Here is a 24,593-nt window from a genome sequence, read left to right as displayed (position 1 = left end):
GCGGACGGACTAGTCGGCCGAGCGCCGACGCCGCTTGCGATGACTCGTGTCGCACAGCGGATAGTTCTTGCTTCGCCCGCATGCACAGATGGCCACCATGAAGCGGTCGGACTGCACCCGGCAGCCATCCGGTAGTTCGATGTCGACCGGGCCCTCGACGAGCACCGGTCCCCCACGTACCACCCGCACCGCGGTGCGCTCGGCGCCCGCGCCGTTCTCGGTTCGCGCCACGGTGACGTCCTCCAGGGTCATGACTGTTCCGTGTCAGCAGTGTGACCCTCGGCCGGCTTCCCGTCGACCTTCTTGCCGCTCGGTGCGACGGCCGCGATGCCGACCAGGCGCTCGACGCGGCATCCCCGCTCGAGCAGTCCGCGTTCCTCGAGCCACTCGGCCCGCGCGGTCATGACGGGGCCGAACGGGATGAATCGCTCCGAGACGACCTCGGCGTGCAGACCGCCGTCTCGAAGAGCACGCAGCGATGCCTCCTCGTCGGCGAACTCCGAATGCACCAGCAGGAACGCTCCGCCGGGACGCAGCAGCGCCGGGACGTGCGCACACAGGAGGTCCAACACCACCCGACCGTCGAGACCCGCATCCCAGGCGTGCGAAGGTCCCGCCGGGTGGTACCGGGGATCGTCGACCGGGGGCGTCGGCACGTAGGGCGGATTGCAGGTCACGACGTCGTACTGCCCCACGTGGCGGGTCAGATCACCGTGCTCGACGGTGATGGACACCCCGGCCGTCACCGAGGCCCGGCGAGCGTAGGCGACCGCGTCGGCGGAGGCGTCGACGGCGGTGACCTCGGCTGCGCCCCGGCGGGCGGCGGCGATCGCGATCGCACCGCTACCGGTACACAGGTCGAGGACGTTCTTGCCGTCCACGCCCAGCGAACGCACCATGTCGATGAGCAGTTCGGTGTCCTGCTGGGGCAGATAGACCTCGCCGACCGTGGCGATCCCGGAAATGGCGGTGGTTGCCCGCGGCGTTGCGGGCGATGCGGATGTGAGCGTCACCAGTGCATCGTTCCCGTTCGGGACGGTGGTGAAACCTCAGCCCGGCGTGGCCGAGGCACGATTCGGCTCCGTGACGTCGATACCGGCCTCCCGCCACGCGTCCCGGAGAGCGTCCGCGCCCTTGAGCCGCACCCAGGCCGCCTCGTTCGCGGTGATCGGCACCGCCCGGAGCAGACGGACGGGGTCCATCCGATCGGGCAGCTCGACCTCGCCGAGCTCATCAGCGGACAGCAGCACCGCCGTGCAGGTGGCGCCGTCCCACAACGGTTCGCCCAGATCGACGAGCGCGTCGGAGTCGAGGATCAATCCCTCGACGGCCGGTGCGGCCGCCAGCGTCGCCAGGCGCTTGTGCAGGCCCGGGAGCGGCGTACCCGCACGCATTCGGACGACCAGTTCCGCGCGTGGCCCCTTCACGGGATCGGCGTGGAGATCGGTCGGATCCGACATCGGATGGCGTGCACATCCCGATGTCACGTAGACCAGCTCGCCGGGAGCCGGGTCGTCCAGCACGAATCGCAGTACATCGATCGGTTCGACGCCGAGGAACGTCACCGACGCCCGCTGTGGTTCGGCGCCCAGCCGATCCCGGAGATGTTTCCCGACGAGGTCGGTCACCGCTTCAGTCACGTCCGACAGGCTACCGAGAAGTCTGCGACCGATTTGAGCCCTCGTCTAGCCTGGAGCAATGGTCCGGGTTCTGGCGGTCGCCGACGAGGTGGTGGACTCTCTCACCTACGGCGTCGGTATCGAGGGGCGCCCCGACCTCATCCTGGGCGCCGGCGACCTCCCGTTCGACTATCTCGAGATCCTGTCCACGCTGTGCGATGCCCCGTGCGTCTACGTCCCCGGCAACCATGACCGGGAACTACGGGGTTACCGTCGCGGGCGTACCGGGTGGACCCGCGCGGGCCTCCCCACCGAGGACCCGGGTCCGTGCGGCGGCATCAACGCCGACGGCCGCACCGTGACGGTCGCCGGATTGCGCATCAGCGGACTCGGCGGTAGCCGCTGCTACAACGGCGGGACCAATCAGTACACCGATATCCAGCAACGTCTACGGTCGATGCGGCTGCGCTGCGGCAACGTCTTGTCGAAACCCGCGCAGGCGAACTCGGGCGGCACCGACATCCTGCTCACCCACAGTCCCGCGCGCGGCGTCGGCGACGGGGACGACACCCCGCACCAGGGTTTCGACTGCTATCACCCGCTCGTGCGCGCACTGCGCCCGACGCTGCTCGTGCACGGGCACGTCCACCCCTACGGCAGCCGCCCGCGCGACCTACCGATCGGCGAGACGACGACGTCGATGAACGTCGTGGGCTTCTGCCAGTTCGACATCGATCCCGCGACGCGGAAGGTGGAGATCGTGAGGCGCAGACATGGCGCGTGACACCGGATTCCCCGAGGCCGACGCCGGCTACGACTTCGCCCGGTTACGACGTCAGGCCGAACGTGCCCGTCTCGCACAGTGGTTCATGCGGCAGCCGGCCGACGTCAACACCATCCTGCCGTTCGACGAGGTCGTCGCGGCGCTCGGCGCCACGGGCAAGACCGTGATCGGACTCCAGGTCGTCGAGGTGTCCTCGATCGTCGGAAGCGTCGACCGCACCAAGGATTTCGACCGGTACTTCCGTCCCACCTCGTCGCACATGCGGGAACGGTGGCAGCGGATCGCCGCCGCCCAGCGCCGCGGCGAGTCGGTGCCGCCGGTGCAGCTCTACCGGGTCGGGTCGATGCATTTCGTCATCGATGGGCACCACCGCGTGTCGATCGCCATCGCGCGCAACCTGACCACGATCGACGCCTACGTCACCGAGATTCACACGCGTATCTCACCGGAGGGCATCAACGCACCGTCGGACCTGATCCTCAAGGACCACCGGCGGTTGTTCCTGTCACGGGTCCCGCTCGAGGGTGCACAGGCCGAGGCGATCAAACTGACCGACGCCTTCGACTACGCCGAACTCGCGGAGAACGTTGAGGCGTGGGGTTTTCGGCTCTCCCAGGAACTCGGCGAGTTCCTGAGTCGTACCGAGGTCGCCCGACGCTGGTTCGGCGAGGAGTTCCTGCCCGTCGTCCGCATGGCCCGTCGGGCGGGCATCCGCGACGATCTGACCAGCGACGCCGAGCTCTACATGTGGGTGGCCTGCGAACGCTATCGCCTGGTGCGCAGGCACGTCTGGGACGAGAAGGTCTTCGACGAACTGCGCGACCACTCCGACCGTAAACGGCGGTAGTGGTCGCGCAGCGACGTGACGCGGGCCCGGATCAGCGGCGGCGCAGCGATTCTCCCGAGCTCTGGTCGAAGACCGCCACCTTCGAGGCGTCGTAGAACAGCTCGGCGGTCGAACCGCGGGTGACCTTCGAGTCCGGCGACAACCGGGCGATGAGCTGGTTACCACCGAGATCGGCGCCCGAGTCGGCGGACAGTTCGGCGAGCGCATCGCTCGACGCCCGGTTCGACCCGTTGCCGATACCGAAGTAGGCGTAGATGTCCGACCCCATCGACTCCAGGACGTCGATGTTCGCGGTGAACGTCGCACCCTGGCGGCGAGTGGTGTCGTCGACGAGGGAGGCGTCCTCGAGGTGCTCGGGGCGGATGCCGATGAGAACCTCACCGCTGCTTCCGACGTCGCCGGCGCGCGAGACCACGGCGCGGTGGTCGTCGAGGGCGATCGTGCCGATCGCGGTCTCGATGCCGTCCGTGCCCAGGCGACCGGACAGGAAGTTCATCGCGGGCGATCCGATGAAACCGGCGACGAACACATTGGTCGGGTTGTTGTACAGCTCTTGGGGCGAGCCGATCTGCTGGACGTGTCCGCCGCGCAGCACGACGACACGGTCGCCGAGGGTCATCGCCTCGGTCTGATCGTGCGTCACGTAGACGGTGGTGGTCCCGAGTCGCTGCTGCAGCTGGGCGATCTCGGTGCGCATCTGCACACGCAGCTTGGCGTCGAGGTTCGACAGCGGCTCGTCCATGAGGAATGCCTTGGGCGAGCGCACGATCGCGCGACCCATCGCCACACGCTGACGTTGACCGCCGGACAGGTTGGCCGGCTTGCGGTCCAGGTACTGCCCGAGATCGAGGATGCGCGCGGCCTCGTCGACCTTGGCGGCGATCTGATCCTTCGACAGCTTCTGCAGCGTCAGCGGGAAGGCGATGTTGTCGCGCACCGTCATGTGCGGGTAGAGCGCGTAGCTCTGGAACACCATCGCGATGTCGCGGTCCTTGGGGGCGCGCTCGTTGACGCGCTCCCCGCCGATCCGCAGCTCGCCCGAGGAGATGTCCTCGAGTCCCGCGATCATGTTGAGCGTCGTCGACTTTCCGCATCCCGACGGTCCGACGAGGATGACGAACTCGCCGTCGCCGATCTCGATGTCGACCCCGTGGACCGCGGTGGAGCCGTCCGGGTACTGCTTGGTGACCTTGTCCAGAACGATGTCTGCCATGGGTTATCCCTTCACGGCGCCGGAAGTCAGACCGGCCACGATTCGACGTTGGAAGAACAGCACGAAGATGATGATGGGGATGGTGATGACGACCGCGGCGGCCGAGATCGAACCGGTCGGTTCCTCGAACTGCGAGCTGCCGGTGAAGTTCGCGATGGCCACCGGGGCGGTGATCGCTCGTTCGGTCGAGGTCAGCGACAGGGCGAGGAGCAGGTCGTTCCAGGCGAAGATGAACACCAGGATCGCGGCGGTCACCACACCCGGCGCGGCCAGCGGCGCGATCACCTTGCGGAACGCCTGCCACGGGGTGGCGCCGTCCATCTTCGCCGCCTTCTCCAGCTCCCAGGGGATCTCTCGGAAGAAGGCCGACAGCGTGTAGATCGCCAGCGGCAGCGCGAAGGTGATGTACGGCAGGATCAGGCCCGGCCAGGTGTCGAAGAGACCCAGTCGACGCTCGATGTTGAACAGCGGTGTGACCAGCGAGATCTGCGGGAACATCGCGATCAGCAGCGCCGCGCCGATCAGCAGCTTCTTACCCGGGAAGTCCAGGCGCGCTACCGCGTACGCGGCCATCGTGCCCAGGACCACCGCGATGACCGTGGTGATGAGTCCGACGCCGATCGAGTTGATCAGCGCCGAGGTGAAGGCGCTGGTGTCGAAGATCGACTTGTAGTTGTCGAGGGTGAACTCGGTCGGGATGAACTTCCCGTCGGTCACGCTCGACGCCGGCTTGAACGACAGGCTGATGATCCACAGCAGCGGGATGAGTGCATACAGGATCACCAGGATGTTGGCGATCGACCACCACGCCTTGGATTTTCCGCTCGAATTCACCGGATTACCTCCCCTCGTCGTCGGAACCCGGTGCGGCGGTGCCGAACCCCTTGATGAACACGAACGCGATGATCGCCACGCAGACGAAGATCAGGATCGAGATCGCCGACCCGACGCCCAGATTGAATGCGCCGAACAGGTTGTCATAGCCCAGCATCGACACCGAATAGGTGTTGTTGGAACCGCTGGTGAGCACGTAGATGTTGTCGAACACGCGGAACGCGTCGAGCGTGCGGAACAGCAGCGCGACGAGGATGGCGGGCTTCATCAGCGGAAGGATGATGCGCCACAGGCGCGTCCACGCTCCCGCGCCGTCGACCTGTGCGGCCTTCAGCAGATCGTCGGGCACCAGCGCCAGACCCGCCAGCAGCAGCAGTGCCATGAACGGCGTGGTCTTCCAGACCTCGGCGAGGATGATGATCGCCAGCGACGGCCACTGCTCGGTGAGCGGCGCGCTGCCGTCGGGCAGCAGGTTCGCCAGGTAGCCGGTGCCGGGCGTCCACGCGTAGTACCAGGAGAACGCCGCGGCCACGGTCACGATGCCGTAAGGGATCAGGACCACCGTGCGGATCGTGCCGCGTCCGAAGATGGTGCGGTGCATGACCAGGGCGATGGCCATGCCCAGGATGAGCTCGATGAGCACCGACACGACCGTGATGCCCACGGTGACACCGAATGCCGTCCACCAGTAGTTGTCGGTCAGCACCGTCGCGTAGTTCGAGAACCAGACGAACTCGCGCTCGCCGGGCGCCGACAGGCTCATCTTGTTCAGCGAGAGCCAGACCGCGTAGATGATCGGATAACCGGTCACCAGCAGCATCATCAGCGCCGCCGGGGCGACGAGCCAGAGTGCGAGTCGCCGCTCGGCGGTCTTGCCCTCACTGCGCTTTCGGGGCTTCGGAGCGGCCTCGGCGCGGGGTCGTTCGGCGACTGCGGTGGCAGCCCCCGATGACGGTGCGACGCCGACGGATCCGGGACTCGATCCCACCGGGTTCACCCCCGACGACGCCGACGGGGTCGAACCGGAGGGTGCCTCGTGGCGGCCTCCCGGAGGAGCCTTCCACAGCTCGTCGGAGTGGACCGGCGGGTTGTCGCCCACGATCGGGATCGGACCGGTCTGCGCCGGCGCATCGTCGGGCAGCGCGTGACGGCCGGCGCGGAACGTGGACTCGTCCGCGGAGTCGTCCTCGTTCGGCCTGCGCCCGGGTGTGTTGTCGTCGGTCACGGAACCAACCCTTCCCCGTCGATTGCCTTCTGGACGGCCTCGGCGAGTTCGTCCACCAGTGTCTCCGGATCCCACGCCCCGACCGGGCTCAGCTTCGCCTGCAGCAGGGTCGAGATCGCCTGGTACTCGGGCGACTTCGGCCGCACCGCGGCATGCTCGGGCTGGAGCTGGCGCTTGATCTCCTCCGCCATCGGGTAGGCGAGCCGGAAATCGGCGTCGTCATAGATGGATTCGATCACCGGAGGCGGGCCCGCATTGAGCGAGAAGCTCTTCTGCGAGGCCTCGCTGGTGATGCACTCGGCGGCCTGCCAGGCCAGTTCCTGCTGCTCGGAGGTGCTCGCGACGGCGATGTTGATGCCGCCGAGGGTCGTCTTGGTCGGCAAGCCCTCGAAGCCCGGGTACGGCGCGAAGTCGAAGACCTTCTGCATCTCGCGGTTGAGCGGGATGACGTCGCGGTCAGACGGCGGATTCGCGCTGTCGGCGTACAGGTTCGCGTACTGCGTCAGGTCGAGGAACGGCACTGCGCCGGAGACCGCGTTCTCGCGCATGCCGGGGAACACGAAGGGCCAGTTGACCTCATACAGGGCCTTACCGCTTTCCATGCCCAGTCGGGCCGCCCCCTCGTCGGAGTTGGTCAGCGACGGGTCGGCGCCCGGTGCGGTGGCCACCGCCTTGAGCGTGCGGAGTGCACGGACCGTGGCGGCGCGATGTTCCGGGGTGTCGTTGAGGGTGACCTGGTCGGGGTTGTCGGGGTCGACGACCTGGCCGCCGGCGCTGACGAGCACCGAGTTGAACCAGACCATCAGGCCCTCATACTGCCTGCCCTGCACCATGATGTAGGTCGGTCCGCCGTTGCGGCCGCTGACCAGAGCGTCCTCGAGCATCCCGTCCCACGTCGAGGCGGGGCGTCGGCGGTCGACCTTGTCCTCGAGGACATCCTTGCGGTACCAGAGCAACTGGGTGTTGGTGGAGAACGGGATCGCGTAGAGGCGTTCGCGCTCATCCTCATCCGTCTTCCACACCGCGGTGTCGAGGGGGCCGCCGAGCGAGCGCGCGGAGACCTCCGCGGCCATCGCGTCCGGCACCGGGACCATCCAGCCGGCGTCGGCGAACTCGGCGGTCCACACCACGTCCATGCCCATGAGGTCGAGCCCGGAGTCGTTGCCCGCGAGGCGACGGGCCAGCTGCAGTCGCTGATCGTCGGCCCCCTTGGGCAGCGGCGTCGTGACGACCTTGTAGGCACCGTTGGAGTCGGCCGAACACTTGTCGCCGATCGCGGCGAAGGTGTCGGCCCCGTCGGCCGGCGGATAGAAATTCAGTACGCCCGCTTCATATCCCGAGCCACACGCCGACAGCACGGGGAGCGCCGCGGCCGCGGCAACCGCTGCCGCGAGAACCTTTCGCCTTACGCGACTTGTGGTTCGAGAGCCGGGCGGGCCGCCCTCCGATCGCCGGGAAACCCCCGATCGGCCAGTGCGGCCCGTTCCATCATCAGTGCTGACCCTGCTCCGCACGCAGCCTCCTCGATGTCGTACGCGGCGAACACCCGAGGTGCTCCGCCGTGAGCGTCCGAGGTGCAACGCTATACGGCGCGATTCGTGACATGCAACACATCCGGGATGGGCGTGCCACTCCCCTTCTGATTGTGATCGCCCCGTGTCCCTCTAGGACAGGAGTCTCACATCGTCAGGCGGGCGAGCATGTCGCGCGCTTTCTCTGCGCTTTTCGGGTCGCAGAGGACGTCGTAGCGTCCGGCGACCAGTTGCATCGTCGATGCGAAATCGCGCTGTCCGCGGGTCGCCGCGTACGGAATCGTCGCCGAGATCACACCGAAGACCATGCCGCCCACGATGCCGGCGATGATCGGCCCGAGCGGCGAGCCGGTGAAGACGAGGGCGACGAGGCATCCGAAGAAGAACCCGAGCCAGGCGCCGGACACCAGACCGCCGCCGATCACCTTGCCCCACGTGAGGCGCCCGATGACACGCTCGACCTGCATGAGGTCGACGCCGACGATCGTGACGTCCTGGACCGTGAAGTTCTCGTCGGACAGGTAGTCCACCGCACGCTGGGCCTCGGCGTAGGTGCTGTAGGAGCCGATCGGCCAGCCCTTGGGCGGGGTCGGCAGGCCCGGCGTCTCCCGGCTCGGGCGCATGGGATTCGTCATTTTCGGGACCTCCCTTGTGGAAGTGAGTCGACGGACATCGCGGCTGATCCATACTCGCCGACGACGTTCGCCGAACCGTTGGCACTACCCTTACTCCCATGTCGTCGGTGAGCAAGGTGTTCGTGGCCAGATTAGTCGGGTTGGCCGTCCTTGGTCCCGATGGTGAATCCATCGGGCGGGTCCGGGACGTGGTGATCTCGATCCGATTGTCGGGTCAACAACCGCGCGCACTCGGCCTCGCCGTCGAATTGACCACCCGCCGAAGGATTTTCGTCCCGATGCTGCGCGTGACCGGCATCGAGCCGCGCGCGGTCACCCTCAACACCGGAACGGTGAGCCTCCGGAAGCTGCACCTGCGTCCCGGCGAGGCCCTGGCGATCGGCCAGATCCTCGACACGCGGGTCCGTGTCACCGATCCCGATCTCCCCGAGCTCGCCGACGCCGACGTGACCGTGGTCGATCTCGGTATCGAGCGCACCCGCACCCGGGACTGGGTCGTGTCGCGGGTGGCCGTCCGTGCGGGCCGCCGTGGGCTGCGCCGGCGTCACGAGACCCACGTCGTGGAATGGTCCAGCGTCCAGGGGATCACGCAGTCCTCCCTCGATCTGCCGGGACAGGGCGTCGCCCAGGCGCTGATGCAGTTCGAGGGGATGCGTCCGGCCGACGTGGCCAACGCCCTGCGCGAGCTGCCGCCGAAGCGACGTGGCGAGATCGCCGCCGCACTCGACGACGAACGGCTCGCCGATGTCCTCCAGGAGTTGCCGCCCGACGACCAGAAGGCGATGCTCACCGCGCTCGGCCGCGACCGGGCGGTCACGATCCTCGAGGAGATGGACCCCGACGACGCCGCGGACCTCCTCGGCGAGCTGCCCGACACCGAGGCCGAGGCCCTGCTCGAGGAGATGGACCCGGAGGAATCCGAACCGGTCCGCCGACTCCTGTTGCACTCCCCCGACACCGCCGGTGGTGTGATGACCTCCGAGCCGATCATCGTCACCCCGTCGACGACGATCGCCGAGGCGCTCGCCCGCGTCCGCAACCCCGACCTCACCCCTGCCGCGGCGAGCATCGTCTTCGTCGTGCGCCCTCCGACGTCGACGCCGACCGGCAAGTACCTCGGCTGCGTCCATCTGCAGGCGCTGCTGCGGGAGCCGCCCGCCCACCTCGTCGGCGGCATCCTGGACACCGACCTCGCCCAGCTGCACCCCGAGGACTCCCTGGAGACGATGACCCGCTACTTCGCCACCTACAACCTCGTCTGCGGCCCGGTGGTCGACGAGGCAGGCCACCTACTCGGCGCCGTCAGCGTCGACGACCTCCTCGACGAGATCCTGCCGCGCGACTGGCGTGAGACCGAACCCGAGGACATCGACAGGCCGTCCGGCGCCGGCGCCCAGGTGAGGATCCGATGAGCGAACAGGGCGGACGCAAACTCGACACCCCGAGCACGCGGCGCACCATCTCGTTCAATCTCGACTCCGACGTGGTCGGGATGTACAGCGAACGGGTCGCGCGGTTCCTCGGGACCGGCCGGTACCTGGCCATCCAGACCGTGGTCGTGATCGTGTGGATCGCGCTGAACCTGGTCGCGGTGACGATCCGCTGGGACCCGTATCCGTTCATCCTGCTGAATCTGGCGTTCTCCACGCAGGCGGCCTACGCCGCCCCGCTGATCCTGCTCGCGCAGAACCGCCAGGAGAACCGGGACCGGGTCGCGCTCGAGGAGGACCGGATGCGGTCGGCGCAGACCAAGGCCGACACCGAGTTCCTCGCCCGCGAACTGGCCGCCGTCCGCCTGGCCGTCGGCGACACCGTCACGCGCGACTACCTGCGCAAGGAACTCGACGACCTGCTCGACGGACTGACTGAACGGCTCGCGGCTCGCGAGGCGGAGAGCTCCGACGAAGCGGACGGCGACGACCGATCCCACTAGCGAACCGTCCCCGGGCCTCGTCCGATGACCGCTCGACATCACTCCGTTATGTCACTCCAGTAACTTCTCTCCCATGAGTTTGCCGCCGTAACTTTTCGCATCGCAGCGACGAAGTGAGTGACGACGAGCAAATGTGGAGTTCGCCATTGGGTCATCAGACCCGATATGTATGGTGGGTCACAGTTCGGCCGGGGCGGGGTGTCGGTCACATGGCACCAGAACCGGTCGGGCGCATTCGCTCTCGGCTCCAGGCCGTGCGGCCAGGAGCGGGCAATCACTGCGTCCTCGGGGGCAGACGTGTGGTGTTTTGACAACGGAGTACATGTGATCGTGCAGTCGGGAACGAAGAATCGGATGGCGAGCCATCCGCGGGGATCGGCGGTGAACCGCCGAGTGCACACAGCGGCGGGCCGCCCGGCGTACGGGCGCACAGCACACAACGGTGGCCGTCGGTGAGCCCGCTCGATTTGGTGCGGCGCCGTCGCGGGCCGCAGCGTCCCCTGCACTTCCCCCGCCGGGCCGCGACCATCGTCGTCGGTGGCGCCCTCGTCGGCACCATGGTCCTGGGCACCGCCTCGTCGAGCGCCCATGGCGTGCTCGCCGCGACCAACCCCGAACCCGAGGCCCCGGTCGTCGTGGCCGACGTCGTGCCGGGTTCGCCGGTCGCCCTGCTCGGTTTCGCACCGCCGCCGGAGAAGCCCGCGGCCGCCGCGCTGCCCGCTGCACAGTTCCGGATCGCGAACGATCTCCCCTCGGGTCCGCTCGGCATCCCCGGCGTGGTCCTGCAGGCCTACAAGCTCGCCGCCAACCGGGTCGGCGCCGAGAGCCCGCAGTGCAAGCTGCCCTGGTTCCTGCTCGCCGGCATCGGCCGCATCGAGTCCAACCACGCGAGCAACGGCTCGGTCGACCAGTACGGCACCACGATCAACCCGATCGCCGGTCCCGTGCTCGACGGATCGCTGGCCGGTAACGCCGTCATCAAGGACACCGACGGCGGCCGTATCGACGGTGACCCCAGGCACGACCGCGCCATGGGTCCGATGCAGTTCATCCCCAGCACCTGGGCGGCGTGGGGCTCCGACGCCAACGGCGACGGCAAGGCCGATCCCAACAACGTCTTCGACGCCACCTACTCGGCGGGTCGCTACCTGTGCGCCGGCGTCAGCGACATCATGGCCGAGGGCACCCGCGTCGCTGCCGTGCTGCGATACAACCGCTCGATGGAGTACGTGTCCAACGTGATCGGCTGGGCGACCGCCTACGCCACCGGCGTGATGCCCACCAACCCGATCCCGGAGGCCAAGCGCAAGGCGTCGAGCTCCAAGAGCAGCAAGAGCAAGTCGAGTTCGTCGTCGTCCTCGTCGACGCCGCCGTCGGGTCCGTCCTCCTCGTCGCCGTCGGTGCGCACGCCGGCACCGCCGCCGCAGAATTGCTTCATCGTCTGTCTGCCGACGATCACCCTGCCGGGACAGGCCCCGCCGCCGACCAAGAAGCAGGCACCGATCACCAAGAAGGCGCCGCAGCCGAACCCCAGGGTCGGGGTGCCCGGACCCGCGACGACTCCGGTGCCCGTCCGCTGATCCGGCCTCGTGCAACCGACCCCGGGACCACCACCGGGGTCACCCGGTGACGCCGGTACGCTGGAGCAGATGACTACAGGAGTTGCGCCCACGGAATCGGCAGTTCGCGCCGCTCTGGGCAAGGTGAAGGATCCGGAGATCGGCAAGCCCATCACCGACATCGGGATGGTCAAGTCGGTCACGATCAACGACGACGCGAGCGTCGACGTCGGGATCTACCTGACGACGTCGGGGTGCCCTCTGCGGACCGAGATCACCCAGCGCGTGGAGAAATCCGTCGCCGATGTCGCCGGTGTCGGCGCGGTTCGCGTCGAACTCGACGTGATGGACGACGAACAGCGCACCGAATTGCGCAAGAAGCTGCGCGGGGACAAGGCCGAACCGGTCATCCCCTTCGCCCAGCCCGGGTCCCTGACCCGCGTCTACGCCGTCGCCTCCGGCAAGGGCGGCGTCGGAAAGTCCAGTGTCACGGTCAATCTCGCGACCGCACTGGCCGAGCGCGGACTCACCGTCGGCGTTCTCGACGCCGACATCTACGGCCACTCCGTGCCGCGGATGCTCGGCAGCGACGCCAAGCCCACCCAGGTGGAGCGGATGATCATGCCGCCGATGAACCACGGCGTGCGGTTCATCTCCATCGGCCAGTTCACCGACGGGAACACCCCGGTCACCTGGCGCGGGCCGATGCTGCACCGCGCGCTGCAGCAGTTCCTCGCCGACGTCTACTGGGGCGACCTCGACGTCCTCCTGCTCGACCTGCCGCCGGGTACCGGCGACGTCGCGATCTCGATCGCACAGCTGATCCCGGGTGCGGAGATCCTCGTGGTCACCACCCCGCAGCAGGCCGCCGCCGAGGTCGCCGAGCGCGCCGGCGCGATCGCCCTGCAGACCCGCCAGAAGATCCTGGGCGTCGTGGAGAACATGTCCTGGCTCGAACTGCCCGACGGCACCCGCATGGAACCGTTCGGTTCGGGTGGCGGCGAGAAGGTCGCGGAGCGACTCACCCGCGCGGTCGGCGCTCCCGTCGAACTCCTGGGTCAGGTGCCGCTGGAGACCGCCCTGCGTGAGGGCGGCGACGCGGGTGTCCCGGTGGTCCTGTCGGCCCCCGACTCCCCCGCCGGATCCGCCCTGCGGGCGATCGCCGCGAAGCTCGCCGTGCGCAAGCGCGGACTGGCCGGCATGAGCCTCGGGCTCGACACCATCCGCCACTCCTGAGAGGAGTCAGGTCAGGTCGCGTCCCAGTCGGTGACGGCGGGACGACGACCGGGCCGGCGTTCGACCGGAGCACCACCCGAGGACGGCTCGGCCGACGGTGTGCCGGTGTTCTTGTCGAGCGACATCGGCGCTGACGCCGGTTTGATCGGCGGCGCCGGCGTGGTGCTGCGATCGACGGTCGTGGCGTCTTCTCCGAGACGGAACAGCGAGTCGTCACCGTCCAGCAGATGCTTGGTGACGATCGAGCGCGGTGTCATGCCGCGTAGCTCGTTGAGGTCGGCGAGCGGTTTGCGCAGGTCCTCGAACTCCGGACCCAATTCGTCCTTGAGCTGGTTGGTCGCGCCGGTCGCGTAATCGCGCACCTTGCGCAGCGACTGCATCGACCACGACACCGCGCCGGGGAGTCGTTCGGGCCCGAGGATGACGAGGGCCGCCACGATCAGGATCGCGATCTCGCCCCATCCGATACTGCTGAACATCTACCTCGTCCCGGTGTCAGTCGCTCTGCGGCGTGATCTTGCCGTTGAACGTGCGCCCGTCCCGCCAGTACTGGAACGGGATCTCCTCACCGATCTTCGCGGTCCGGACCGCGACATTCAACTCGTCGGCGCTTTCGATGGGCCGTCCGTTGAACGAGGTGACGACGTCGTTCTCGCGGACACCCGCACGTTCGGCCGGTCCGCCGGACACCACGTTGCGCACCTGCGCGCCCAGGACCCGCTCGTTGCGGACCGAGCTGGCGTTGATTCCGATCTGGGCGTGGTTGACCTTGCCGTCGCGGATGAGGGCCTCGGCGATGGGCTTGGCCTCGTCGATCGGGATGGCGAAGCCGAGGCCGATGGAACCGCCGCCGGCACCGAGCCGACCTGCGGTGTTGATGCCGACGACCTTGGCGTCGGCGTTGACCAGCGGGCCGCCGGAGTTGCCGGGGTTGATGGAGGCGTCGGTCTGGATCGCGTCGATGACCGCATCGGTGTCGGACTCGGCGTCGGGTGTGAGGGCCACCGCACGGTTGGTGGCGCTGACGATGCCGCTCGTCACGGTCCGGTTGAGGCCGAGTGGCGATCCGAAGGCGACGACCTCCTCGCCGATCTGCAGATCGGCGGAACTACCGAGGACCGAGACGGTGGGATTTTTCACGTTCTCGACCTTGAGCACCGCGAGGTCGGTCTTGGGGTCACGACCGACGATGCGGGCGGCAACCCGCTGACGGTCGAAGAAGATGACCTCGAGCTTCGCGGCCTTGTCGTTCGCGGCCATCGCGATCACGTGGTTGTTGGTGAGGATGTAGCCCGACTTGTCGATGACGAAGCCCGAACCGGTCGAGTAGGCCCCGGACGCGCGGACGTCGATGGCGACGACGGACTTCTCGACGGCCCGCGCGACCTCGGCGATCGACGAGCGCGGTGCCGATCCGTCACCGGAGTCGTCGGTGGACAGCTCCACCGAATCGGTGGTCAGCGGGGCCGCGACCTCGGCGGTCCAGCGCCCCATCAGGCCGCCGACGAGAGCGATGAGCAGGGCGATGATCGCGAGCGTTGCGAGCGCGCTCCAGCTGATCCGGTTGCCCAGCAACACATCTCGAACACCGAGCTTGGGCCCGGGGTCGGTGGCCGGCGCCGCCGACGAGGTCCGCAGTGCCGGGTCGACGAGCCGCGCCGGGCTCTCCGGGTCACGCCAGGGGTCGTTGCCTCGCGGCTCCTCCTCGGTCTGGCCGTAGGAGGCGAGCGGGTCGCGCTGGAGGGTCTCGTCGGAACCCGGCGGGCGGCCGAAGGCCTCGGCGAGCACCGGATCCGGATCTGCGACGTGGGGTTGCGGCGCGGACTGACTGTTCGGCGTGGTCGCGAAGGACCCGCGAACCCCGGAGGGCCGGCCGAAGACCTGCGCGGTCGACGGCGACACCGGGGAGTGCCGTGGCCGTCCGGGCGTCAGGCGTTGGGTGTTCGGGGGATCTTCGCGGCGGGCGAACTGCGCGTCACCACCGGGAATCGAGGTGTCCTCGTCCTGCGATCCGGTTCCGTCGGCCACGTTCACCGACCCCGACGGCGGAAGTTGCGGCCACGGCCGGTCTCACGCGTGAGCGGGTTCGCGGGCGGGCGCATCGCGTCGCGGGCGCCGGGGATGCCGTCGGTCGGGGCGTCCGAGCCGAGATCGATCTCGCGGGTCGGGATCTGGGAGAGCGCACCGAGCAGCGAGGCGGGCACCGACACCTGGCCGGACTCGCGGAGTCGGGTGCGGGCCAGGGACTGGGCGTCGACGGCTGCCACACATTCGGGGCAGAGCGCGAGGTGGTGGGAGGCGCGGGCGTGTGCCGACATACCGAGCTCACCGTCGACGAAGGCGGCGACCGCCTCGGGGGCGAGATGTTCGGTGGGTGCGAAGCGGCGCCCGCCGGCGGTGCCGGGCGCACGATAGCCGCGGTTGGGCAGGAAGGACGACGGGGCCGGTGTCCAGGAGTCCGCACTCCAGGAGGACCGCCGGCGACGAAGATTTGGGGTCGGGGGCTCGACACCGCCGCCCCGGGTCGGACGCCCGCGATCGCCGTCCATCATCGTCGGTCACCCCTCTCCACGACGTGTCCGCCGCAATCCGATCTCAGCCTGCCGAGTCTGTTCGCCACGGTACTCACCGCCGGCGGACTGTGCCGCCGCGCGTGGCGTGCACGCAACGTCTCAGCTTATCCGAGTCAGACAACGACGCTCGTCGTCTCGTGGTTCCCGGACCTCGCCGACCAGACAGCGGAGGTGAGGTGTCCGACGATCGACCGATGCCGGAACGGCACGTCAGCTGTGGGCGCCGATGGCGACGGAACGGCTGCTGGTGTGGCCCTGAGCCGCCAGCGCGTCCCGGATGCTCTGCCGGCCGCGATGAATGCGGCTGCGGACGGTGCCGAGCTTGACGCCCAGCGTGGCGGCGATCTCCTCGTAGGACAGACCCTCGATGTCACACAGGACGACGGCGGCGCGGAAGTCGGGCGCCAGCGAGTCGAGTGCGCGCTGCAGATCGGGATCGAGATTGGTGGCGTCGAAGATCTGCTGCGGGTCGGGAGTGTCGGCCGGCACCCGGTCGTACTCCTCCGGCAGCGCCTCCATGCGGATCTTGCTGCGGCGGCGGACCATGTCGAGGAACAGGTTGGTGGTGATGCGGTGCAGCCAACCCTCGAAGGTGCCGGGCCGGTAGTTCGACAGCGACCGGAACACCCGGATGAAGGTCTCCTGGGTGAGATCCTCGGCGTCGTGCTGATTTCCCGACAGCCGGTAGGCCAGGCGGTAGACGCGGTCGGCGTGCTCGCGCACCAGTTCGTCCCATGACGGCATCAGCATCTCGTCGCCGGTGGCGTCGAAGCCTGCCGTGCCCGCCGGAACGGCGGACGCGTCGTCGATGGAATCGCGGGAATCGGTCATGGTGGGTGGTCGGTTCCTCTCTCGTGAACACAGCCCGGTGACCCTGAGCACTCACCGTGTGGAACAACGTCGCACCGATCGGGTATTCCCCGTTCGGCGGGCGTTCACACCAACCAGGAACGGAAATACCGTCAACCGGACGCCTTTACCCTCTCCTACCGGAGTGTGGTCGCCGTATGAGTCGGCTGAGTGTTCCCTGAGGATGTGGAGCGGCCCGGATTCGCGCAGGTCGGCGTGCCATGTCCGGGTTGTAGCGACCGGCGGTTAACCTCGACGCGTGACCGAGTCAACCCCGTCCGCCGGCCCCGATCTGATCGCCTACGCCGAGTCGGCGATCGTCGAGGACGATGCCGTCATCGCCGCCCGTGCTCGCGCCGAGGAGCTGGGCGCCACGCCCGTGAGCCCCGCGGTCGGTGCGCTGCTCGCGCTCCTGGCCCGTACCGCAGATGCCAAGGCGGTCGCCGAGATCGGGACCGGCACCGGCGTCAGCGGCCTGTGGCTGCTCAACGGCATGGCCGCCGACGGTGTCCTGACCACCATCGACCCCGAGCCCGAACACCATCGCGCCGCACGGGCGTCGTTCGCCGGGGCCGACATCTCCCCCGGCCGTACGCGTCTGATCAACGGCACGCCCTCCGATGTGCTGCCGCGCCTGTCCGACTCGTCGTACGACCTGGTCTTCATCGACGGTCCGTTGCTGGACCTGCCGCGGTTCGTGACCGAGGCGGTGCGCATGCTGCGCGACGGCGGCGTCGTGGTGGTGCACAACGCGACCGCCGACGGCACCGTGGGCGACCCGTCCCGCACCGACCCGCCGACGGCCGCTGCTCGCGAGGCCGCCCTGCTGATCGCCGACGACGAGCGCCTGCTGCCGGTCGTCATCCCGCTCGGACCCGGTGTGCTGGCCGCCGTCAAGACGCGCTGACCCGAACACAAACCCACCCTTTTTCGGCATATCCACCCCCTCGAGGGGTGCTGGGTTTGCCGAAAAAGGGTGGGTTTGCGGATTCTACACGCTCGCCGAGCTCGCGAGGCGCCTCTACACGTCCGTCGAGAAACGGATTCCGTTGTCGGGGATCTCGATTCCCGGCCAGACCCGGGCGCCGCGCAGGAGTTCGCAGCGCGCGCCGATGTCCGCGCCGTCGCCGACGACGGTGTCGCGGATCAGTGCCCGCGGACCGATACGCGCGCCGAACCCGATGATCGAGCGCTCGACGACCGCGCCGGCCTCGATGACCGCACCGTCGAAGACCACCGCACCGTCGAGGCGGGCGCGGGGGCCGACCTCGGCTCCGCGGCCGACGACGGTGCCACCGATGAGCAGCGCACCCGGGCCGACGCCCGCACCCTCGTGGACCAGCGACTCACCGCGCCGGTCACCGAGTGCCGGCGACGGCGCGATGCCGCGAACCAGGTCGGCCGAACCGCGGACGAAGTCCTCCGGGGTGCCCATGTCGCGCCAGTAGGCGTGGTCGACGTGCGCGTGGACGTGCTTGCCCTCGGTGAGCAGACGCGGGAACACCTCGCGCTCCACCGAGACGGGCACGCCGTACGGGATCGATTCGATGATCTCGCGCTCGAAGACGTAGGTGCCGGCGTTGATCTGGTCGGTCGGCGGGTCCTGGGTCTTCTCCAGGAAGGCGGTGACCCGACCGTCGGCGTCGGTCGGCACGCACCCGAATGCGCGCGGATCGCTGACCCGGACCAGGTGGATGGTGACGTCGGCGTCGGCCTTGCGGTGGGTGTCGATGACGTCACGGACATCGGTGCCGCCGAGCACGTCGCCGTTGAAGACGACGATGGTCTTGGCGGTCAGCTCGTCGAGGACGTTGCGGATACCGCCGCCGGTGCCGAGCGGCTCCTCCTCGGTGACGTAGCGCATGCTCAGTCCGAGCTTGGAGCCGTCACCGTAGTACTCGCTGAACGTCTCGGCCTTGAACGAGGTGCTGAGGACCACGTCGCGGATACCGGCCGCCTGGATGCGCGACAGCAGGTGGGTGAGGAAGGGCAGGCCCGCAGTGGGCAGCATCGGCTTGGGCGCCGAGAGGGTGAGCGGGCGGAGCCGGGTGCCCTTGCCGCCGACGAGGACGACCGCCTGGACGTCCTCGGCGACCGGACCCGATCCCCCGACGGCTTCACTCCCCACCGAGTCGCGCACGGTGTATTGATCCACTTGATCGGTCCCTTCTTCGTGATGATCGGTACTCACTTCAGCACCTATCCGTTGGTTTCGCTCGTCGGGGTGTCCTGGGCCGACAGCGCGCGGCGGGCGGCCCGTACCGCGAGACGGGAGCGCACGGCCAGTCCGGCCCGCAGCGCCAGCCGCAGCGGGGCGCGTAGGACGCCGGGGTTGCGGTCGGCCTGGAACCGGTAGGCGCTCTCGTGGTGCGCGGGCAGCATCTTCTCCGGGTGCCGGCCCGCGCTGTGTCCCTTGGTGTGCACGATCTCGGCGGAGGGCACGTAGACGTTCTGCCAGCCGGCCTTGCCGAGTCGGTCGCCGAGGTCGACGTCCTCCATGTACATGAAGTAGCGCGGGTCGAAGCCGCCGACGGCGTCGAAGGCCTCGCGACGCATCAGCAGGCACGAGCCGGAGAGCCACCCGACGGCCCGTTCCGAGGGGGCCTCGTCGTCGGCGCGGTAGGCCGCGGTCCACGGGTTGGACTTCCACACCGTGCCGAGGATGGCGTGGCCGGTGCCGGAGACGAGGTCCGGGACACGACGCGCCGACGGGTAGACCGTGCCGTCGGGTTCGCGGATCAGCGGTCCGAGCGACCCCGCACGCGGCCAGCGTTGCGCGGCGGCGAGCAGCTCGTCGATCGAGCCGGGCTTCCACTCGACGTCGGGGTTGGCGATCAGCACGAACTCGATGTCGGGATCGAGTTCGGCGACGCCGCGGTTCATCGCACGCCCGTAGCCGAGGTTGCCGCCGGTGCGGACCAGCGTGACGGACTCGTAGTCCTGCTCGGCCTTCTCTGGTGCGCCGTCGTCGGAGCCGTTGTCGGCGATGATGACCTGCGGCATCACCTCGGTCACGGCGTCGAGACTGCGGAGGAATGTCGCGAGGTGATCACCGGAGGAGTAGGTCACCGTGACGACGGCTAGCTGAGCGGGCACCGGCTCAGGGTAACGAACCCTCTGACGTGACGATCGACGCGTGCAGCGCGGCACGCCAGTCCCGCAGCGGGGTCAACCCTGCCGCGGCCCAGGAACGCCCGGAGAGCACCGAGTAGGCCGGGCGCGGTGCCGGGCGCGGAAACTCCGCCGTGGTCGTGGGCAGCACGCGTGACCGTTCGGCGCCGACCTCCTCGAAGACGGCCGCGGCCACGTCGAACCAGGTCGCACGGCCCGCGTTGGTGGCGTGCAGGACGGCGCCGGTGACCTCGGGGCGGGGCCCGGCGGCGACGAGTTCCCACAGCCCGTCGGCGAGGTCGAGGCAGTACGTGGGCGACCCGAGCTGGTCGTCGACGACCGACACGGTGTCGCGGGACTGCTCGAGGCGCCGCATCGTCCCGACGAAGTCGCGGCTCTCGGGACCGCCGGTGTACACCCAGGCGGTGCGCACGACGGTCGCGCGTGGGTCCGCCTCGAGGACGGCGCGTTCGCCCGCCAGTTTGGTGGCCCCGTAGACGGTGGCCGGTTCGCCGCTCACGTCGTCGGGTTCGTAGCCGTCGGGGCGGTCGGTGTCGGGTGCGGCACCCGGGAACACGTAGTCGGTGGAGACGTGGATCAGCCACGCCCCCGCGGCGGCGGTGTTGGCGGCGAGCACGGCGGGACCGCTGACGTTGACGCGGCGTGCACCGGCGAGGTCCGACTCGGCACCGTCGACGTCGGTGTAGGCGGCACAGTTGACGACGACGTCGTCGGGGCCGAGGTCGCCGAGCGCGGCCGCCACCGACGTCTCGTCGGCGATGTCGATGTCGGCCGAGGTCAGGGGGCGCCACACCACGGAATCGGGTGCCTGCGCCGACCTCCCCTGGAGTGCGCTGCCGAGCTGACCGCCGGCGCCGACGATGTACACGGTGGGGGTGCTGGGCGTGACACGCATGCGCTCCATCGTGCCGCAGACCACGGTGGTCCACGACTCCGCCGTCATCCACGTGACGACCGCTACTCCACTCCTCGGCGTTGCGTTCTCGAATTCCCGAATCACTTCAGTAGCCTGGCGACAGGACAACACCAACTTTCACTTCTGCACCGACAATCCCAGGGCGCGGACCTACCGGGCGCCACCGTCGAGCAGCATGATGACCTCGAAAGGGACCGCTGACCAGTGGATTCACCATCCGACGGCGCACGTGGGCGGCCGCGCCCCCGGCGTGCGGTACCGCCGGAGCCGGGTAACCGGCGCACTCCGGATGCCGAGAACGGCCGACGGCCCGTGCGCGGCGAACGCGCTGGTGAACCGGGACGGCCTAATCAGGGTGCCCGCCCGCGTCCTGTGGACGCCGAGGCGGCCGGTCCGCGACGCCGCGTGGTTCGGCGTGCTCCCGAGCAACCCAACCGAGCAGACTCCGCGCAGCGTGCACGACGCCAGCCGCCCCCGGAACGGATCCCCGCCCGGGACGAGGGGATGCCCCGACGACGCCCCGCCGCCGAGCGTGATCCCCGGCGGCGCGTGCCCCCGCAGGATCCGGCAACGCCCCGCCGGCCGCGTCGTGCCGACGAGCCTCTCGGTCGACGATCCTCCGGCGAGATCCACACGCGGTCGAAGCCCGCCGAACGTCAGCGGCCCGCGCCGCAGGACCCCGCCCGCAAGCGCCGGCCCCGACCCGACGCCGAGCAGGCTCCGGCTCCGGCTCCGGCGAAGAAAAACGCCGCGAAGAAGGCCGGTCCGGCGAAGGTGGCAGGACCTCGGAAGGCGGCCGCCGCGAAGTCCGGCGCCCCGAAGTCGGCTGCTCCCAGAGCGACTGCCGAACAGGGTTCGGTCCAGAACGCCGTCCCCAGCAAGGGCGCACCGAAGACGGGGGCACCGAAGACTGGGGCACCCTCGAAGACCGCCTCCGGCGCTCCTCGACGTAGGAAGCGCGGATCGGCAGCCACCGCCGGCGCCGCCGCGGTGACCGAGAAACTCGCGGTGAGTGCAGAATCCACCGCATCCGCGACGCCGCCGACCGCGCCGCCCGGCACCTCGTCGCGCCCGCGCGCCCATTGGGCGTCGGGAGCCGGGTGGGGTCGTGCGCTGATCGCGATCGCATCGGTCGCCGTGCTGCTGTGTACCGGTTACGCCTGGAACACCATGTCCGATCTCGAGACCCGCATCACGCAGCTCGGTGGCCTCGGCCTGGGCGGCGCGAAGGACGGCGCCGTCGACATCCTGTTGGTGGGCACCGACTCCCGCACCGACGCGAAGGGCAACCCGCTCTCGCCGGAGGAGATCAAGCTCCTCCGTTCGGGCGAGGAGGTCGCCACCAACACCGACACCATCCTGCTGGTGCGTATCCCCGAGGACGGTTCGTCGGCCACCGCGATCTCGATCCCGCGTGACTCCTACGTCGACGTGCCGGGAATCGGCATGAGCAAGATCAACGCCGCCTACGGCACCACCCGCGAAGGCGTGCGCGCCCGCGCCGTCGAGGCCGGGCAGTCGCCCGAGGAAGCGGAGAAGGAAGGCACGCTCGCGGGCCGGAAGGCGTTGGTGGACACCGTCGCCAACCTCACCGGCGTCCAGGTCGACCACTACGCGGAGGTCGGTCTCCTCGGCTTCGTCCTGCTGACCAACGCGGTCGGCGGCATCGACGTCTGCCTCAACGCGCCGGTCCGGGACCCGTTCAGCGGCGCCCGGTTCCGCAAGGGCGTCCAGACGCTCGACGGTCCCCGCGCCCTGAGCTTCGTGCGTCAACGTCACGGACTCCCCCGTGGCGACCTCGACCGCATCACGCGCCAGCAGGCCTTCATGGCGTCGCTGACCCAGAAGGTGCTCTCCGCAGGCACTCTCACCGATCCGGGCAAGCTCTCGGAGATGCAGAACGCGGTGGCGCGCTCCATCGTGATCGACGACGGCTGGAACATCATCAACTTCGCCGAGCAGCTCAAGGATCTCAGCGGTGGCCGCGTGAAGTTCGCGACCATCCCGATCGTGACCGAGCAGGGCTGGAGCGAGGACGGGCTGCAGTCCGTCGTCGAGGTCGATCCGCAGGCGGTGAAGACCTACACCAGCAATCTCCTCACTCCGCAGCAGGCGGCGGGCGACACCCAGCGCGGCGACTTCAAGGTCGACGTCGTCAACGCCGGCACGATCGATGGGCTCGGGTCGAATGTCGCGAACATCCTGACCAACAAGGGTTATCAGTCCGGGGACACCTCGAGTGGCAAGGCCGACACCAAGGACTCGGTGGTCTACGCCAAGGAGAACGGCGACGCCGCCCGACTGCTCGCGAAGGACCTCGGCGGCGTGAAGGTCGTCGAGGACCCGAATCTCGCCGATGACCAGCTCAAGGTGATCCTCACCAACACCTACGCCGGACCGGGCGGGCTCGGCGACACCGGCGACCAGACCGACAACACCCCGGCCAGTGAGCGCGTCGGCAACAAGCGGCCGCCGATCACCGCCGGGACCAAGGGGCCGATGTGCGTGAACTGACCACTCCGAACACCGTCGCCGACGCGATCTTCGGTGCGGTGGCCGATCATTCGCGTCCGCTGCTGACCTACTACGACGAGGCGACGGGCGAGCGTACCGAGCTGTCGGCGGCCACCCTCGGCAACTGGGCGGCGAAGACCGCCAACTATCTGACCGACGAGATCGGCGTGGGTGCCGGGGATGTGGTGGTCGTGGATCTGCCCGAGCACTGGCAGACAGCCGGAATCGTGCTCGGCGCACTGTGGTCCGGCGCCGATGTCCATTTCCCGGGACCGGACGCCACGGAGGCCGCGTCGGAAGCGCTGGTGGTCTTCACCTCTCGTGACCGGCTCGACGGCCATCCCGACGCCGACGAGGTCGTGGTGGCGTCGCTCGATCCGTTCGCCCTGCCCCTGCGTGACCTTCCGCCCGGGGTCGGCGACTACGGCAGCGTCGTACGGGTGCACGGTGACCAGTTCGTCTCCCGGTCCCCCGCGGTCGAGGCGCTCGACGGCGCCCCGACGGCCGAGGTGATCACCGAGGCCCGCACGGTCGCCGAGCGGGACGGCATCGGCGCCGGCACCCGGGTGGTGTCGACGCGCCCCTGGCACGGCGCATCCGACGTTCTCGCGCACCTGCTCGCGCCGATGATCGCCGGCGGAAGTCTCGTGCACGTCGCCAACGCGGACGCGGAACGGGTGACTGCGATCGCCGAGGTCGAGAAGGCCGGCGTCGTCTTCGCCGAGTGAGTTCTCGATTGCCGCAAATGCCGCGCGACCCCGCGGGAGCAGACACCAAGGCCCCGCGGGATCGCGGGTTTTGAGGCACAGTGGGCACATGCGACTACCTGACGCACTGGCCCGGTTCAACAAGATCGTCACCAATCCGATCCAGCGGATGTGGGCGCCTCATCTGCCCCCGTTCGCCATGGTCGAGCACGTCGGCCGCAAGTCCGGGAAGACCTATTCGAACCCGGTGCTGGCCTGGGTGGACCGTGACAAGCTCACGATCGTCCTCACCTACGGCAGGCACACCGACTGGGTGCGCAACGTGCAGGCGGCGGGTTCGTTCACCATCGTCCGCAAGGACAAGCGCTATCGGGTGACCGGACCCCGCGTCGTGCCGTCGGACTCCCCCGACCTCGCCGGCGGCGCGAAGATCTTCGCGATGCCCTTCGAGTCGGCGCTCCTCGGCACCCTCCACAAGGACTGAG

Annotated in this window: 25 protein-coding genes; 10 read left to right on the top strand and 15 right to left on the bottom strand. The window is 69.0% G+C overall.

Annotation, left to right across the window (positions count from 1 at the left end):
• Nucleotides 1–9 precede the first annotated feature (9 nt).
• From LQD00_RS03725 to LQD00_RS03715, 3 genes are read right to left on the bottom strand one after another with little or no spacing between them, the layout of a single operon-like run.
• Nucleotides 10–252: a CDGSH iron-sulfur domain-containing protein gene (locus LQD00_RS03725; RefSeq protein WP_232715725.1), complete on the bottom strand. Its 243-nt coding sequence runs from the start codon at nt 250–252 to the stop codon at nt 10–12.
• Entirely contained in the window at nt 249–1,013 is a 765-nt protein-coding gene (locus tag LQD00_RS03720) for a HemK2/MTQ2 family protein methyltransferase (protein ID WP_232715724.1), read from the bottom strand. The genes LQD00_RS03725 and LQD00_RS03720 overlap by 4 nt, the downstream gene beginning before the upstream one ends.
• 36 nt (nt 1,014–1,049) lie before the next feature.
• Nucleotides 1,050–1,640 (bottom strand): suppressor of fused domain protein, encoded by a 591-nt coding sequence (locus LQD00_RS03715; RefSeq protein ID WP_232715723.1) that lies wholly within the window; start codon nt 1,638–1,640, stop codon nt 1,050–1,052.
• 58 nt (nt 1,641–1,698) lie between these two features.
• On the opposite strand from LQD00_RS03715, the gene LQD00_RS03710 reads away from it, so the two are divergent.
• Both LQD00_RS03710 and LQD00_RS03705 read left to right on the top strand, forming a co-directional pair.
• Entirely contained in the window at nt 1,699–2,403 is a 705-nt protein-coding gene (locus tag LQD00_RS03710; protein WP_232715722.1) for a metallophosphoesterase family protein, read from the top strand.
• Nucleotides 2,393–3,250, top strand: a complete 858-nt coding sequence (locus tag LQD00_RS03705; protein ID WP_232715721.1) for a chromosome partitioning protein ParB — start codon at nt 2,393–2,395, stop codon at nt 3,248–3,250. The genes LQD00_RS03710 and LQD00_RS03705 overlap by 11 nt, the downstream gene beginning before the upstream one ends.
• Nucleotides 3,251–3,281: 31 nt before the next feature.
• Here the strand turns inward: LQD00_RS03705 and LQD00_RS03700 are convergent, their stop codons facing one another.
• From LQD00_RS03700 to LQD00_RS03680, 5 genes are all read right to left on the bottom strand, one after another.
• Complete coding sequence (locus tag LQD00_RS03700) at nt 3,282–4,463, bottom strand: ABC transporter ATP-binding protein (protein WP_005196259.1); 1,182 nt, start codon at nt 4,461–4,463, stop codon at nt 3,282–3,284.
• Between the two features lie 3 nt (nt 4,464–4,466).
• Nucleotides 4,467–5,297 (bottom strand): carbohydrate ABC transporter permease, encoded by an 831-nt coding sequence (locus tag LQD00_RS03695; protein WP_232715720.1) that lies wholly within the window; start codon nt 5,295–5,297, stop codon nt 4,467–4,469.
• Nucleotides 5,298–5,301: 4 nt separating this feature from the next.
• The gene (locus tag LQD00_RS03690) at nt 5,302–6,522 is read right to left on the bottom strand and encodes a carbohydrate ABC transporter permease (protein WP_308195917.1); all 1,221 of its coding nucleotides are present in this window, start codon (nt 6,520–6,522) and stop codon (nt 5,302–5,304) included.
• Nucleotides 6,519–7,880 carry an extracellular solute-binding protein gene (locus LQD00_RS03685; protein ID WP_232715719.1) on the bottom strand — a complete coding sequence of 454 codons (1,362 nt, stop codon included), beginning with the start codon at nt 7,878–7,880 and terminating at the stop codon, nt 6,519–6,521. The genes LQD00_RS03690 and LQD00_RS03685 overlap by 4 nt, the downstream gene beginning before the upstream one ends.
• Before the next feature lie 320 nt (nt 7,881–8,200).
• Nucleotides 8,201–8,689, bottom strand: a complete 489-nt coding sequence (locus tag LQD00_RS03680) for a general stress protein (RefSeq protein WP_006865852.1) — start codon at nt 8,687–8,689, stop codon at nt 8,201–8,203.
• A gap of 98 nt (nt 8,690–8,787) precedes the next feature.
• Between LQD00_RS03680 and LQD00_RS03675 the strand changes: the two genes are divergently transcribed.
• The 4 genes from LQD00_RS03675 (at nt 8,788) to LQD00_RS03660 (ending at nt 13,417) form a co-directional block, all read left to right on the top strand.
• Nucleotides 8,788–10,101 (top strand): magnesium transporter MgtE N-terminal domain-containing protein, encoded by a 1,314-nt coding sequence (locus tag LQD00_RS03675; protein ID WP_232715718.1) that lies wholly within the window; start codon nt 8,788–8,790, stop codon nt 10,099–10,101.
• Nucleotides 10,098–10,622, top strand: a complete 525-nt coding sequence (locus LQD00_RS03670) for a DUF1003 domain-containing protein (RefSeq protein ID WP_232715717.1) — start codon at nt 10,098–10,100, stop codon at nt 10,620–10,622. Before LQD00_RS03675 ends, LQD00_RS03670 begins: the two co-directional genes overlap by 4 nt.
• A gap of 452 nt (nt 10,623–11,074) precedes the next feature.
• Entirely contained in the window at nt 11,075–12,202 is a 1,128-nt protein-coding gene (locus LQD00_RS03665) for a lytic transglycosylase domain-containing protein (RefSeq protein WP_232715716.1), read from the top strand.
• A gap of 69 nt (nt 12,203–12,271) precedes the next feature.
• Nucleotides 12,272–13,417, top strand: a complete 1,146-nt coding sequence (locus LQD00_RS03660) for an Mrp/NBP35 family ATP-binding protein (RefSeq protein WP_232715715.1) — start codon at nt 12,272–12,274, stop codon at nt 13,415–13,417.
• A gap of 11 nt (nt 13,418–13,428) precedes the next feature.
• Here LQD00_RS03660 and tatB read toward each other — a convergent pair whose 3' ends face one another.
• The 4 genes from tatB to sigE form a co-directional block, all read right to left on the bottom strand.
• A complete protein-coding gene (gene tatB, locus LQD00_RS03655) occupies nt 13,429–13,896 on the bottom strand; it encodes a Sec-independent protein translocase protein TatB (protein WP_232715714.1) in 468 nt (155 codons plus the stop codon).
• Between the two features lie 16 nt (nt 13,897–13,912).
• Nucleotides 13,913–15,451, bottom strand: coding sequence for a S1C family serine protease (locus LQD00_RS03650; RefSeq protein ID WP_232715713.1), 1,539 nt, complete (start codon nt 15,449–15,451; stop codon nt 13,913–13,915).
• Complete coding sequence (locus LQD00_RS03645) at nt 15,448–15,969, bottom strand: hypothetical protein (protein ID WP_232715712.1); 522 nt, start codon at nt 15,967–15,969, stop codon at nt 15,448–15,450. The genes LQD00_RS03650 and LQD00_RS03645 overlap by 4 nt, the downstream gene beginning before the upstream one ends.
• A 231-nt stretch (nt 15,970–16,200) precedes the next feature.
• A complete protein-coding gene (gene sigE / locus LQD00_RS03640; RefSeq protein WP_232715711.1) occupies nt 16,201–16,821 on the bottom strand; it encodes an RNA polymerase sigma factor SigE in 621 nt (206 codons plus the stop codon).
• 277 nt (nt 16,822–17,098) lie between these two features.
• Here sigE and LQD00_RS03635 point away from each other — a divergent pair, with 277 nt between their 5' ends.
• Nucleotides 17,099–17,746, top strand: a complete 648-nt coding sequence (locus tag LQD00_RS03635; protein ID WP_232715710.1) for an O-methyltransferase — start codon at nt 17,099–17,101, stop codon at nt 17,744–17,746.
• Between the two features lie 114 nt (nt 17,747–17,860).
• Here LQD00_RS03635 and LQD00_RS03630 read toward each other — a convergent pair whose 3' ends face one another.
• From LQD00_RS03630 to rfbD, 3 genes are read right to left on the bottom strand one after another with little or no spacing between them, the layout of a single operon-like run.
• Nucleotides 17,861–18,994: a mannose-1-phosphate guanylyltransferase gene (locus tag LQD00_RS03630; RefSeq protein ID WP_154882873.1), complete on the bottom strand. Its 1,134-nt coding sequence runs from the start codon at nt 18,992–18,994 to the stop codon at nt 17,861–17,863.
• Between the two features lie 44 nt (nt 18,995–19,038).
• A complete protein-coding gene (locus tag LQD00_RS03625) occupies nt 19,039–19,935 on the bottom strand; it encodes a glycosyltransferase family 2 protein (RefSeq protein ID WP_232715709.1) in 897 nt (298 codons plus the stop codon).
• A gap of 4 nt (nt 19,936–19,939) precedes the next feature.
• Nucleotides 19,940–20,875 (bottom strand): dTDP-4-dehydrorhamnose reductase, encoded by a 936-nt coding sequence (gene rfbD, locus LQD00_RS03620; protein ID WP_232715754.1) that lies wholly within the window; start codon nt 20,873–20,875, stop codon nt 19,940–19,942.
• Between the two features lie 516 nt (nt 20,876–21,391).
• Here rfbD and LQD00_RS03615 point away from each other — a divergent pair.
• From LQD00_RS03615 to LQD00_RS03605, 3 genes are all read left to right on the top strand, one after another.
• Entirely contained in the window at nt 21,392–23,401 is a 2,010-nt protein-coding gene (locus LQD00_RS03615; protein WP_232715708.1) for an LCP family protein, read from the top strand.
• On the top strand, nt 23,389–24,129 hold the full coding sequence (locus tag LQD00_RS03610; protein WP_232715707.1) for a TIGR03089 family protein: 741 nt from the start codon (nt 23,389–23,391) through the stop codon (nt 24,127–24,129). The genes LQD00_RS03615 and LQD00_RS03610 overlap by 13 nt, the downstream gene beginning before the upstream one ends.
• A gap of 88 nt (nt 24,130–24,217) precedes the next feature.
• A complete protein-coding gene (locus tag LQD00_RS03605) occupies nt 24,218–24,592 on the top strand; it encodes a nitroreductase family deazaflavin-dependent oxidoreductase (RefSeq protein ID WP_006865867.1) in 375 nt (124 codons plus the stop codon).
• Nucleotide 24,593 lies beyond the last annotated feature (1 nt).

It is taken from the genome of Gordonia metallireducens (genome assembly GCF_021245825.1).
Taxonomy (GTDB): domain Bacteria; phylum Actinomycetota; class Actinomycetes; order Mycobacteriales; family Mycobacteriaceae; genus Gordonia; species Gordonia namibiensis.
This window is presented reverse-complemented; position numbering and strand designations above follow the sequence as displayed.

What these genes read in the sequence shown, in the direction of transcription:
- LQD00_RS03725 (WP_232715725.1), bottom strand. Translation starts at nt 252, where the DNA reads ATGACCCTGGAGGACGTCACCGTGGCGCGAACCGAGAACGGCGCGGGC.
- LQD00_RS03710 (WP_232715722.1), top strand. Translation starts at nt 1,699, where the DNA reads ATGGTCCGGGTTCTGGCGGTCGCCGACGAGGTGGTGGACTCTCTCACC.
- LQD00_RS03705 (WP_232715721.1), top strand. Translation starts at nt 2,393, where the DNA reads ATGGCGCGTGACACCGGATTCCCCGAGGCCGACGCCGGCTACGACTTC.
- LQD00_RS03700 (WP_005196259.1), bottom strand. Translation starts at nt 4,463, where the DNA reads ATGGCAGACATCGTTCTGGACAAGGTCACCAAGCAGTACCCGGACGGC.
- LQD00_RS03680 (WP_006865852.1), bottom strand. Translation starts at nt 8,689, where the DNA reads ATGACGAATCCCATGCGCCCGAGCCGGGAGACGCCGGGCCTGCCGACC.
- LQD00_RS03675 (WP_232715718.1), top strand. Translation starts at nt 8,788, where the DNA reads ATGTCGTCGGTGAGCAAGGTGTTCGTGGCCAGATTAGTCGGGTTGGCC.
- LQD00_RS03670 (WP_232715717.1), top strand. Translation starts at nt 10,098, where the DNA reads ATGAGCGAACAGGGCGGACGCAAACTCGACACCCCGAGCACGCGGCGC.
- LQD00_RS03660 (WP_232715715.1), top strand. Translation starts at nt 12,272, where the DNA reads ATGACTACAGGAGTTGCGCCCACGGAATCGGCAGTTCGCGCCGCTCTG.
- tatB (WP_232715714.1), bottom strand. Translation starts at nt 13,896, where the DNA reads ATGTTCAGCAGTATCGGATGGGGCGAGATCGCGATCCTGATCGTGGCG.
- LQD00_RS03645 (WP_232715712.1), bottom strand. Translation starts at nt 15,969, where the DNA reads ATGATGGACGGCGATCGCGGGCGTCCGACCCGGGGCGGCGGTGTCGAG.
- sigE (WP_232715711.1), bottom strand. Translation starts at nt 16,821, where the DNA reads ATGACCGATTCCCGCGATTCCATCGACGACGCGTCCGCCGTTCCGGCG.
- rfbD (WP_232715754.1), bottom strand. Translation starts at nt 20,875, where the DNA reads ATGGAGCGCATGCGTGTCACGCCCAGCACCCCCACCGTGTACATCGTC.
- LQD00_RS03615 (WP_232715708.1), top strand. Translation starts at nt 21,392, where the DNA reads ATGCCCCGACGACGCCCCGCCGCCGAGCGTGATCCCCGGCGGCGCGTG.
- LQD00_RS03605 (WP_006865867.1), top strand. Translation starts at nt 24,218, where the DNA reads ATGCGACTACCTGACGCACTGGCCCGGTTCAACAAGATCGTCACCAAT.